Source organism: Fimbriimonadaceae bacterium (genome assembly GCA_019454125.1).
Taxonomy (GTDB): domain Bacteria; phylum Armatimonadota; class Fimbriimonadia; order Fimbriimonadales; family Fimbriimonadaceae; genus JALHNM01.
In genome coordinates this window covers 1904848-1916044 of the sequence record CP075365.1, presented here as the reverse complement: position 1 = coordinate 1916044, position 11197 = coordinate 1904848, and the positions used below count along the sequence as shown (strand labels likewise).

The window sequence follows — 11197 nt, the reverse complement described above, 5'->3', positions numbered from 1 at the left end:
GGGCGTACTGGCCAGAAGAACCCCATTATCCCAGGTTACTCCGGGCGTGCGGCACGGTTGGAGAGGAAGACGGCCAAGGTGGCGACGGTCGCGCCAAAGAGCGCGCCTCCGACCACGTCAAGCGGATAGTGGACGCCGACATAGACGCGCGAAAGGCCGACCAGCGCAGCCCAAAGGGCGAGGACGAGCAGGTGGCCGCGCGCCGGCCGCCCCCCGCCGTCCCTTTCGTAGTACGCGAGAAGCGCCACGGCCACGAGGATCGAGACCGTGGTCGTCACGTGGCCGCTGGGGAAGCTGGACTTCCCGTACACCTCTTCCAGCGGGTGGGCGAAGAAGTAGACGCTTGGCCGCTGCCGGTCGACCAGCGGCTCTACGGCAAGCCGTAGCAGTCCCGCTGTGGCTGCGGCGAGGATCGTCCGCGCGGCCCAGGATGGGGGCAGGGAGCCGAGCAGGGCGACGACGAGGACGGCGGCAAGGCTCGCCAAGGGGTCACGCTCGACCAGGAACGCGGCGAGCACCGCCATCCCGGCCAGCAGCCACGGCGCCCATGCCGCTTGGCGGCCGCGCAGCCAGGCCACCGCGAGGCCGGCAAACTGCAGATACCCCAGGCCGGTATCGCTCGCGACGACCATGACGGGGTCGAGCCAGGCGCGGCGCAACCCGACGTGGATCTCCCGAAACAGGTCGACGTCAACTTGCCAAAGGGGCGTCAAGGACCCGAGGATACTCAGGCCTTGGCCGGCTCCACGTGCAGGGTCTTTTCGTTGGTATAGGTCGCGAGCCCGGGGGCGGCCCCGCGCGGCTTGCGCACATACCGCTTTTGGGTGTAGTCGACCGAGACGAACGCGGAGTGCTTCGCGGAGGAATGCCGCGCCGCAACCAGGGCGGCGAACTCTAAGTCCGCTTGTTGGACGCGCTGGGGCTGGTTGTTCGTGAGGAGGACTACGTGCGAGCCCGGGCCGCCGCGGACGTGGAACCAGAGGTCGCTCGGCCGTCCGACCTTCGTTGTGAGGTAATCGTTGGAGGTCGCGTTCTCACCATAGAGCACGCGCCACCCTCCCGGCGAGAGGAGTTCGCGGATGGCGTGGCCCTCGTAGGGACGGTCTTCCTTCGGGATCGGCGGGCCGGACCGGTGGAGCCACCGCCTTGCGTCCGCCTCCTCGCGGATCTGATCGATCTCTTCGGCCGATTCCGCCGCTTCCAGCCGGACGAGGGTGGCCTCGACGGCGATACGGTCTGCCTCCAAGCGCTCGGACTGCTCCGCCACGAGGTCGGCCCGGTCCTTTGCGCGGCGAGCGCGGTCAAAGTAACGGTTGGCGTTCTCGACCGCCGTGAGGTCCGGCTTCAGCGCGATCGAGACGGGCTCACCGTCATAGCCCCGGGCCTCCAAGACCGCGTCACCAGGCTTTATCTGGCTCTGGTAAGCCAAGATCAGCTCGGCCCTCTGCTGGATCGCTGTCGCGTCGCGTGCTGCAGCTAGGGCGTCCTCGAGGTCGCGCAGAGCCACCTCGCGGGCGAGGATCACGCGCTCGAGCTGGCCCTTGAGCGAAGCTTTCGCCTGCGCTGCACGCTCCCCGTCAATGAGCGTTTCGAACCACGCCTCCGCCGCCAGCGAATACGAGGGGGCGGCCTTCTCCGGCAGGCCGAGGGCCGCGACGGGCAAGGGGTAGGCGCCGTGCCCGGCGGACTCGACCGGCTCGAACAGCCCTTCGGAGAAGGCCGCCTGGACCCCCGCGAGCGGTGCGCCCGCCTTGATGAGCTTGGCAAGGAACGGGGAGCACCCTTCAAAGTCGCGCGGGTCGTCCTCCGGGCCAGCCTCGAGCAGGGAAGGACGCGACGGGTTGGGGGGCGGCTCATAGGGGCGGCGCGGCACCACAGGGCGGGTGCTCTTGCCAGGGCCGACCCACTTCGCCGCAGAAACGACACGGCGCTCGGAATCCACCAGAAGCAGGTTCGCGTGGCGCCCCGTGAGCTCGGCGACGAGCTGGAAGTCGCCTTCGGGGCCGCTGAATCCCAAATCCAAGACGCGGTCCAATCCCCGCTGGCGGGCGAAGACGAGCCGCGCGTCCATGAGGAGGCGCTTCACGTCGCGCGCGAAGTTCGGCAGCTCCTTGTCGCGCTCCGGCCTGCGGCCCAGGAGGTAGGCCCGTGGGTGGACGGGGTCGGCGTTCAGCAAGAGCCAGCGCTGCCGGTCAAGGTAGAGCGAGACCTGGATGCCGAGAGGCCCGGCTGGATTGACCTTCTCCAACCGCGACCCGATCAGAGGCTGAAGCTCCGCGGCGACCGCGGCAAGGCAGAGCGCGTCGAACGGGATCTTCATTGCCGTTCGACCACGCCCCAGATGGGGCCGCGGCTACTCCCCTTCGCCACCGGTATAGGGCGAGGAGTAGTTCGGCGGCTCCTTCGTGATCCAGACGTCGTGCGGGTGCGATTCGCGCAACCCGGCATTGGTGATGCGGACGAACTCGGCCCTCTCCTGAAGATCCGGGATCGTGGCCGCGCCGACATAGCCCATGCCGCTCTTCAGCCCCCCAACGATCTGGACGACCGTGTCGCTAAGCGGGCCCTTGAAGGGCACGCGCCCCTCGACGCCTTCGGGGACGAGTGTTGCGTTCGAATCCTTGACGGCGAAATAGCGGTCGCTGGACCCGCGGCGCATCGCGCCGATCGAGCCCATACCGCGGTAGACCTTGTAGGCGCGGTTGCGATAGATCTCCGTCTCGCCGGGAGACTCTTCGCAACCGGCGAACATGTTGCCCATCATGACGGCGCTTGCCCCGGCCGCCATGGACTTCACGACGTCGCCCGAAGACCGCACGCCGCCGTCCGCGATGGTCGGGAGGCCGAACTTTGCCGCTTCCTCGCAGCAGTCGAGCACGGCGGTGAATTGCGGAATGCCAACCCCTGCGACAACGCGCGTCGTGCAGATCGAGCCGGCGCCGATGCCGAGCCTCAGCGCGTCTGCGCCCACTGCGTGCAGGTCGCGCACGCCTTCTTTCGTGGCGACGTTGCCCGCGACGACCTTGAGGTCCGGCAACCTCTCCTTGAGCATCTTGACGCAGTTGATGACGCCGATGGCCTGTCCGTGCGCGGCGTCGATGACGACGAAGTCCACCCCCGCTTCCATCAGCGCCTTGGCGCGCTCGTAGGGCTCGCGCAGCGGTCCGATCGCCGCCCCGACGACCAAGCGGCCCTTGTCGTCCTTGGTGGCGTGCGGGTGCTTCTTGACCTTCTCGATGTCCTTGATCGTGATGAGTCCCTTAAGGAACCCCTCTTCATCGACGATCGGCAGCTTTTCGATGCGGTGCTCGCCCAGGAGCCGCTCGGCTTGCTCCAGGTTTGTCCCGGGTGCGGTGGTGACCAGGTTCGTCGAAGTCATCCGATCGCGGATGGGTTGGGAGAAGTCTGTGACGAACCGGATGTCGCGGTTCGTGAGGATGCCGACCAGACGCCCGTCCTCGTCCGTGATCGGGACGCCGCTGATGCGGAAACGGGCCATGAGTTGCACCGCGTCTTCGATGGTCTTGTCGGGTGAGAGCTTGAAGGGGTCGGTGATGACGCCGTGCTCACTCCTCTTGACGCGGTCGACCTGGTCCGCCTGCTCTGCGACCGGCATGTTGCGGTGGATGACGCCGACCCCGCCTTCGCGGGCCATGGCGATCGCCAGTCGCGCCTCGGTGACGGTGTCCATCGGGGCGGAGACGATAGGGACGCGAAGCTTGATCCCGGGAAGGAGCGTCGACGACGTGTCCACTTCACTGGGGAGCACTTCAGACCGCTTGGGAACAAGCAGCACGTCGTCGAAGGAAAGCCCTTCGCGAAAGCTGCTCATGACGTATTGTGCCCGTCCCCTGGGAAGCGGGCGTAGGCCCCCGGATTCGCCGCCAACGTGAAACTGTGCGCGTCCGTATGTCCGGCCGTGCGGTGACCGGTATCGGGCCAGGATGGCGTGAAGGATAACAAGGACTATGGCGACGAGCAGAAGAGCGGCCTGGACCAAGGCGAGCCCGTACTGGGAGAAGAAGACCCAGGAGTTTCTGGAGAAGCACCTGCCGAAGATGGCGGCGAACAAGAAGCTCGCGGCGGCCCTGGCGAAGGAAGCGGACTACGAGGTCAGGCAGGCGATGGTGGAAGGGGTGCCGCCGATGGAGGCGCAGGAGTTCGGGACGAGGGTGCTCCTGGACGCCCTCGAAGAGGCGAAGGCCCTTCGGGTGCCCCGAGACGAGATGAGAATGACGAAGGCCGAGGAGGCGGAGCAAATTCCGTCCTTCGTTCGCTGGATAACGCAGTGCCAAGTGGAGGAGGAGGAAAAGCCAGGGCCCTCCTAAGGGCCGTCCAGATACTCAAGGAGCTCGAATCGGAGGGCAGGGCCGCGACCGCCGACGAACAGGCGAAACTCGCCCGGTTCCTTGCTGGCGCAGCGACCGACAGCCTGCGCCTTACGGGTTAGGATTGGTGGGCTTGGAAGAAGCTCTCCAGGTCGGCTTCGGCGACCTCCGGCTCTCCCGGGGCCACGTTGTCGAGCTTGCCTTCCTTCATCCAGGCCTCCAGCTCGTCCACGAGCGAGAAGAGATGGTCGAACGAATCGACGACGAAGAGCAGGGGCTGATAGTGGTCGATCTCGAAATACTGGTTGACCACCCACTCCAGCTGCGCGGGGTAGCGCTGCACATCGGGCGACTCGACGCAGTACTCAATCTCGCCATAGCTGCTGAGCAAGCCAGACCCATAAACTTTGGTCTCCCCGTTCTTACCCTTCATGAGGCCGAACTCGACCGTGAACCAGAAGAAGCGGGCCATCGCCTTGATGATGCTCGTGAGCTTGCGCACGCGCACTTGTGGGTCAGGGATCGAGCAGGCGATCTCGGCGGCGGTGTGCGCGCAATCGCCGAAGCGGACAAGGGTGTCCGCAAAGGCCTTGTCGGTGTGCATCGGCACGTGGCCGGCGATGTCGTGGAAGATGTCCGGCTCCGGCAGGTAGTCGAGCTTATCGATGTGCCGGATCGTGATCGTGGTCGGAAAGGCGCGGTTCCGAAGGCAGTCGAAGAAGAGGAACGCGGGCACATAGCCGCTGACGGCCTTCGCGCTGAACCCCGTGAGCGGGTTCAAGAACTTGTTGACGTCGTCGAGGCGCGGGACCCTGTCCGGGTTCAGGCAAAGGTTGGAAATGCCCTTCAGGAAGTGCTCGTTGGCATATTTTTCCCAGCGGGGAAGCATGCGCTGGTAGAGCTGTCGCCACGTCTCGTGGTTCTCTTCCGAGTACAGCTCGTAAGGCTGGTCGATGTAGAGCTGGCCATTGGCGCGGGCCTGTTCGATAAACGGCGCCATCGTGGTGGTCATGCCGATCCCGGGCGCGAACGTCGTTGTTCCGAGTTGTGCCATTTACCTGTATTCTACGCCACGTGCGGCGAGTTCAGATTTCTACGCCGTGCTGTCTGTACTTCAACTTGTTCCAGACCACTAACGCGATCGCGCCGAGCACCGAGACGATGACCGGGCTCATGTGGAGGAACTTGGTCCTGTTCCCGCCGCCATAAAGGTCCTTGTAAGTGGGATCGTTGAAGATCATGGCGATCGGTTCGATGCCCAAGAAGGCACCGACGATGAGCGGGATGATCGCGGCCCACTTCACGGTCTTCGCGAGGCCCCGCCCTTCCAGGCGAAGGCAGACGGAAAAGATGACGTACGCGAGGATCAAAGGAATGAATCCGCGCGCCAGGAGTTCGAGAGGCTCGAAGGGGCCTCTGTCAAAGTTGCTTTGCGCAAGAAGGTTCGTCCAAAGGAACAGGCCGTCCATAGCTGTCTCCCGAGGCGTTAGAGTTCGTACCGCTTGGGCCCGTCGCCGCCGTCCTGGCCCCCGGCGATCCGCTTGACAAAGCTCACGAGCTCCATGGGGTTGAACGGCTTGGTCAAATACATGTCCGCGCCGTAGTGGTAACCCTCAAAGACGTCTTTGTCCTGCGCCTTCGCGGTGAGCATGATGACCGGGAGCGACTCGGTCTCAGGTTCGCGTCGAAGCGACTTGAGGACCTCGAACCCGTCCATATAGGGCATCATGACGTCGAGCACGCAGAGGTCGGGCTTTTCCGACTTGATCTTTTCCAAGCCCTCTTTGCCGTCGTAGGCCGTCACGACCTGGTAACCCTGCTTCTCCAGGTTCACCTGGATGAGTCGGACAATGTGCCTTTCGTCGTCGCAAACGAGGATCTTCAAAGCCATCGAGTTCGATTCCTAACGCCGTGGTGCGGCTTCGGCATGCTACCCGAACCGTCCAAGGCGTGGGACGGGAGTCCGGTTCGCATCGCAACGCCTCACGATTATCCTTTGCACGCAGGGTGGCGCGGTGTTGTGCCGGCGCGAATCGGGGGGTCGGCATGGTGCGAAGTCTTCGTCAGGAACGTTCTTACTGACGCCCGACTTGAGGTAGGGAGTAAGACCCACCCTGAACCTGCTTCTCAGGTACAAGCCATGAAATGAAAAAAGTCTTAATTCTCACACTGGCCCTCCTAGCAGCAGCCATGTCCCTTGCGCAAAATCAGGACTGCAACTGCCCGGGTGCTTGGGTTCAAAAGCTTGAGTCGAATGACCTTTTCAGTCGTATGCAGGGAGGCCGGATGCAAGCATTCGAGTGTCGAGAAAGCGGGAGTGTCGTAAAGACTTTAACCAGATCCCGATTGCGCTCGTTCGACCCTCAGTTGACAACGACCTTTATAAAGATGCGAACGTGCCCCGGGGTGACGCCACCCTCAAACTATGAATGGATTCCGGTTTGGTAAGAAGATGAATACGGCCTTGTATGCCTTAGTCGGTCTTTTACACGGTTTAGCAGGCTTTGACCAGCAGTCGTCCGCTCCTCAATTGCGACTCTTGGTCCACACGGGAGATCTGAAGGCTAAGGCAATCCTGAACGACCAGTTGAGCGTCGATGACACGCGAAGACTTGCTGAGAGCCTGGGCTATGACGTCTTCTCCTCCAAAGAAGCTTTGGTCTTCTTGCCCAAGCCTGCATGGTCTGAAGACCGCACCACATCACTTCGGTCCTTGTTCCGCCTAGCTCAAAGCGGCCAGCGCATCGACTCCTCGCGTCTGGATGCCCCGACTCGGCAGCATCTTCGGCATCTTCTTTCTAATAGGGGTGTAGGGGGCGTGCTGGGCGACCAGATGAGAAACAGCGACATGAAAGCTGTCAGACTCCGCCATGAAATCGAACTGACCGTGGAGAGCGGTGACAAGCGGGCAAAGTTGCCCGTTAGCGCTGCGCTGCTCGCACAGGCATTTGCCAAGCCTGATGAGCCTGTGTACTCGGCCCTTGGAATGCCCGCAGACGCGCATCGGGGCGAGAAACCCTTCGACGCTTCTGAATCTTCAAAACCGGACCAAGCGCTTGAAAGGCCAGAACTCTATGGTCTGCTGACCCGCAGCTTCTGCGTCGATTTCTCGACGCCTGTCGATGCAGACCTTTTCAAAGGTTTTCTCGACTTTATCAAGTCAAAGTTGGAGGAAAGGCGGGAAAGGCAATGGGCCGAGCTGCAAGACGAGATCCACGCCGCCTTTGAAGGTGTGCTTGGCAATGATGCCACGGGGGCGGCGCTTATGGCTGGCCAAAGCCTTGCCTATGATCGTTTGCCCAACTCCGTCAAGGGGATATTGGGAAGGAACGCGGACACGCTTTTGAGCCAGCTTAACCTTTCTTCCGTAGGCGGCGATCGTGAACAAGCGTTTATGAACTGCCGTGTTTCCGCTCCTTCGGGGGTACGAGTCATGGTGGAATTCCTCGTGACATCGGTCTCCACCAAGCAAGGGCCGGTCGAACGGTGGGTCGGCTTTCGACTCCAAGACTTGGCGGAGTGAGGCGGCTCTTCCTAGCCTGCCCTCTCTCAGAGGTTCTGCGCGTGCTCTTGCTGAACATGCGGCCGAAGTCTTGAACGCCCGTCAGGTACGGCTTGTCCCACCGGAAACCCTTCACACCACCTTGGCCTTCTTTGGAGAGTGCGACGAGGCCCAGACCCGGCACCTGGTGACGGCCCTTGGCACGGTCCGCTGGCGACCGGTGCGGGTCTCTGCGGCAGGATGGGCGCAGACGGGGAAGTCGGCCCTTGCCGTGCGACTTTTGGCGGACGGAGACGACCTTTTCTTCATGGCCGAGGTCTTGCGCGCTGCGTTCCACCTGAACAATGTTCCGAGCCTGCACGTGACTTTGGCAAGGTTGCGTAAGCCGCGCGAGGTTACGATCCCGGCTACCTTCCCAAAGATCGAATTTGACCTAGGCTCGCTTGTCCTCTTTCAAAGTTTCTTAAGTCCCGGCGGTGCTAGGTATGAAATGGTTGCCCGGGGTGGGCCCCCGGAACGGTAGGGGGAAAAATGGAACTTAAAGGTACGGTGACAAGTCAACTTGACCGTCCGTTCCGCCGACAACACTATAGGGTGTCGCTCGGTAAGGAAAAAGTGCACCCCATGGGCACCGAGCCGGGTTTCGGCTCGTCTACCCAGTTGGAGCCCGGTCATCCTCGGCACAGCCGAGGCAGGATCGGGTACCTAGGAGACACCGGCCCTGGAGCGGGCAAGATCACGGAGGTGAACTGAGAACATGTGGCAGCGTTTCACAGAACGCGCGAGAAAAGTCGTCTTCTTCGCACAAGAAGAAGCGCAGAAGTTTGGTGAGGGCTATGTCAGCACCGAACACCTGCTGTTGGGCCTCGTCCGCGAGACCGACAGCGTTGCGGCCAGGGTTCTCGACCGGCTCGGGGTCAGCCTGAGCCGAATTCGGGCCGAAGTCGAAAAGCAGCTTCCCCGCGGGGAAGCGCGTCAAACCCAGGACATGACCTTGACGCCGAGGGCGAAGAGAGTCATCGACCTGGCCTATGACGAAGCCCGCAACCTCAACAACAACTACATCGGCACCGAGCACCTGTTGCTCGGCCTCATCCGCGAGGGTGACGGCCTGGCCGGCAGAGTGCTGGCCAAGCTTGGCGTCGAACTTGAACGCGCCCGTCGCGAAGTCATGTCCTTGCAAGACAACGACACGCAGAGCCGGGGCACCTCGCAAAGGGCGTCCGGTACCGGCACCCAGGGCGGGGTCAAGACCCAGACGCTGGACGAATTCGGCCGCGACTTGACGGAACTTGCCCATGAGGGCAAGCTCGACCCCGTCGTCGGCCGTCAGCAAGAGATCGAGAGGGTCATGCAGATCCTGACTCGGCGCACAAAGAACAACCCGTGCCTGATCGGTGAACCCGGCGTCGGTAAGACGGCGATCGCCGAGGGCTTGGCGCTCCGCATCGTGAGTGGCGACATCCCCGACTTGTTAAAGAACAAGCGATTGGTGGCGCTCGACCTAGCGGGGCTCGTCGCCGGTACTAAGTACCGCGGCGAGTTCGAAGAGCGCATGAAGAAGGTTATGGAGGAGGTCCGACGGTCCGAGGGACACGTGATCCTCTTTATCGACGAGCTTCACACGTTGGTGGGGGCGGGCGCTGCAGAAGGCGCCATCGACGCCAGCAACATTATGAAGCCGGCGCTGGCCCGCGGCGAGCTGCAATGCATCGGCGCGACCACGCAGGACGAATTCCGTAAGTACATCGAGCGCGACGCCGCCCTCGAACGCCGGTTCCAGGCCGTCAAGGTCCGCGAACCGAACGAGGAAGAGGCGGTCGACATTCTGAAGGGTCTTCGCGAGCGCTATGAGGCGCACCATGACGTTGAGATCACCGACGGGGCCATCTCGGCCTCGGTGCAGCTCAGCCAGCGGTACATCAGTGACCGAAGCCTGCCAGACAAGGCGATCGACCTCATCGACGAGGCGGCCAGTCGCGTCCGACTGCAGCAGTCGCTGCCTCCCTTGGAAGTCCGCCAGGACAAGGTCCGCTTGAGCAAAATGCGCTCTGAGCTCGACCACCTGCGGCGGCACGATCCCGATGGAGAGGCCTATCAGAAGCTTGAGGAAGCGATCGACGACCTCGATAACGAAGTGACCGAGCGAGAAGAAGCCTGGCACGCCGAAGAGAAGCCGAAGGCCATCGTCGGCGACCACGAGATCGCCCAGATCGTCCAGAGCTGGACCGGTATCCCGGTCACGCGCCTGGTCGAAGGCGAGCAGCAAAAGCTGTTGCGGATGGAGGAAGACCTCCACGGCCGCATCATCGGCCAGTACGACGCGGTCGGCGCGGTCGCCCGTGCCATCCGCCGCGCCCGGAGCGGACTGAAGGATCCGAAGCGGCCCATCGCCAGCTTCATGTTCCTCGGCCCCACCGGCGTCGGCAAGACCGAGTTGGCCAAGGCCTTGGCCGAATACCTCTACGAGAAGGAGTCGAACATCGTCCGGATCGACATGTCCGAGTACATGGAACGGTTCGCGGTGTCGCGGCTGGTCGGCGCGCCTCCTGGCTACGTCGGCTACGACGAGGGCGGGCAGCTCACCGAACAGGTGCGGCGGAACCCGTACTGCGTCGTTCTCCTCGATGAGATCGAGAAGGCGCACCCTGAGGTGTTCAACATCCTCCTCCAAGTCATGGAGGACGGACAGCTCACCGACTCGCAAGGTCGGACGGTGGACTTCCGGAACACGATCATCATCATGACCTCCAACGTCGGCGTGCGGCCGATCGAGCTCGAGAAGGGCCTGGGTTTCCGCGACACCGCGATGGACGTGAACGATCCGAAGACCTACGAGAACATGAAGAACAAGATGCTGGACGAGATGAAGAAGTCTTTCCGGCCCGAGTTCCTCAACCGTGTCGACGAGGTCATCGTGTTCCAGCACCTGAAGAAGGAAGAGATCCTCCAGATCGCGGACCTTTACCTGAAGCGGGTGAACAAGCAGGCGGCGGAGATCGGCATTACGATCGAGCTGAGCGAAGAGGTGAAGCAGCTCTTGGTAGACAAGGGCTACGATCCGAACCTTGGCGCCCGTCCGCTTCGCCGCGCGGTCCAGCGGTTCATCGAAGACCCGCTCAGCGAAGAGCTCTTGACCAACACCTTCACCCCCGGCGACACCATCGTCGCGGAGAAGGACGGCGAAGACAAGGTCAGCTTCCGCAAGAAGCCGACCGGCAAAGGCCGCTCGAAAGAGACGGTCGAGTTGAGCAAGAACTAGTCGGCGACGGCTGTTCTGAACGGAAGGGCTGCCCGGGAAACCGGGCGGCCCTTCTTAGTTTCTGGGGATGGAGTTGGGTGCGGCGCGGCTCGCGCCGTCCTGCGG

The 11197-nt window shown here is 62.9% G+C and carries 10 protein-coding genes; 4 read left to right on the top strand and 6 right to left on the bottom strand.

Annotated features, from left to right (window positions below; genetic code table 11):
* Nucleotides 1-35: 35 nt before the first annotated feature.
* The 3 genes from KF733_09440 to guaB are packed head-to-tail and all read right to left on the bottom strand — an operon-like array spanning nt 36 to nt 3832.
* A complete protein-coding gene (locus KF733_09440) occupies nt 36-713 on the bottom strand; it encodes a phosphatase PAP2 family protein (protein QYK55225.1) in 678 nt (225 codons plus the stop codon).
* Between the two features lie 14 nt (nt 714-727).
* Nucleotides 728-2320 carry an NFACT family protein gene (locus KF733_09435; protein ID QYK55224.1) on the bottom strand — a complete coding sequence of 531 codons (1593 nt, stop codon included), beginning with the start codon at nt 2318-2320 and terminating at the stop codon, nt 728-730.
* 33 nt (nt 2321-2353) lie between these two features.
* Nucleotides 2354-3832 (bottom strand): IMP dehydrogenase, encoded by a 1479-nt coding sequence (gene guaB / locus KF733_09430; GenBank protein ID QYK55223.1) that lies wholly within the window; start codon nt 3830-3832, stop codon nt 2354-2356.
* A gap of 136 nt (nt 3833-3968) precedes the next feature.
* On the opposite strand from guaB, the gene KF733_09425 reads away from it, so the two are divergent.
* Nucleotides 3969-4328 (top strand): DUF1896 family protein, encoded by a 360-nt coding sequence (locus KF733_09425; GenBank protein ID QYK55222.1) that lies wholly within the window; start codon nt 3969-3971, stop codon nt 4326-4328.
* A gap of 118 nt (nt 4329-4446) precedes the next feature.
* Here the strand turns inward: KF733_09425 and KF733_09420 are convergent, their stop codons facing one another.
* Genes KF733_09420 through KF733_09410 form a run of 3 tightly spaced genes read right to left on the bottom strand, consistent with a single transcriptional unit; the run spans nt 4447 to nt 6219 of the window.
* Entirely contained in the window at nt 4447-5382 is a 936-nt protein-coding gene (locus KF733_09420; protein QYK55221.1) for a phenylalanine 4-monooxygenase, read from the bottom strand.
* Between the two features lie 31 nt (nt 5383-5413).
* Complete coding sequence (locus tag KF733_09415; GenBank protein ID QYK55220.1) at nt 5414-5797, bottom strand: hypothetical protein; 384 nt, start codon at nt 5795-5797, stop codon at nt 5414-5416.
* Nucleotides 5798-5814: 17 nt separating this feature from the next.
* Nucleotides 5815-6219 (bottom strand): response regulator, encoded by a 405-nt coding sequence (locus KF733_09410; protein QYK55219.1) that lies wholly within the window; start codon nt 6217-6219, stop codon nt 5815-5817.
* A gap of 534 nt (nt 6220-6753) precedes the next feature.
* Between KF733_09410 and KF733_09405 the strand changes: the two genes are divergently transcribed.
* The 3 genes from KF733_09405 (at nt 6754) to KF733_09395 (ending at nt 11092) form a co-directional block, all read left to right on the top strand.
* Complete coding sequence (locus KF733_09405) at nt 6754-7851, top strand: hypothetical protein (protein QYK55218.1); 1098 nt, start codon at nt 6754-6756, stop codon at nt 7849-7851.
* 16 nt (nt 7852-7867) lie between these two features.
* Nucleotides 7868-8353 (top strand): hypothetical protein, encoded by a 486-nt coding sequence (locus tag KF733_09400; GenBank protein QYK57163.1) that lies wholly within the window; start codon nt 7868-7870, stop codon nt 8351-8353.
* Between the two features lie 234 nt (nt 8354-8587).
* A complete protein-coding gene (locus KF733_09395) occupies nt 8588-11092 on the top strand; it encodes an ATP-dependent Clp protease ATP-binding subunit (GenBank protein ID QYK55217.1) in 2505 nt (834 codons plus the stop codon).
* Nucleotides 11093-11197: the final 105 nt, after the last annotated feature.

What these genes read in the sequence shown, in the direction of transcription:
- KF733_09435 (QYK55224.1), bottom strand. Translation starts at nt 2,320, where the DNA reads ATGAAGATCCCGTTCGACGCGCTCTGCCTTGCCGCGGTCGCCGCGGAG.
- guaB (QYK55223.1), bottom strand. Translation starts at nt 3,832, where the DNA reads ATGAGCAGCTTTCGCGAAGGGCTTTCCTTCGACGACGTGCTGCTTGTT.
- KF733_09425 (QYK55222.1), top strand. Translation starts at nt 3,969, where the DNA reads ATGGCGACGAGCAGAAGAGCGGCCTGGACCAAGGCGAGCCCGTACTGG.
- KF733_09420 (QYK55221.1), bottom strand. Translation starts at nt 5,382, where the DNA reads ATGGCACAACTCGGAACAACGACGTTCGCGCCCGGGATCGGCATGACC.
- KF733_09415 (QYK55220.1), bottom strand. Translation starts at nt 5,797, where the DNA reads ATGGACGGCCTGTTCCTTTGGACGAACCTTCTTGCGCAAAGCAACTTT.
- KF733_09410 (QYK55219.1), bottom strand. Translation starts at nt 6,219, where the DNA reads ATGGCTTTGAAGATCCTCGTTTGCGACGACGAAAGGCACATTGTCCGA.
- KF733_09405 (QYK55218.1), top strand. Translation starts at nt 6,754, where the DNA reads ATGAATGGATTCCGGTTTGGTAAGAAGATGAATACGGCCTTGTATGCC.
- KF733_09395 (QYK55217.1), top strand. Translation starts at nt 8,588, where the DNA reads ATGTGGCAGCGTTTCACAGAACGCGCGAGAAAAGTCGTCTTCTTCGCA.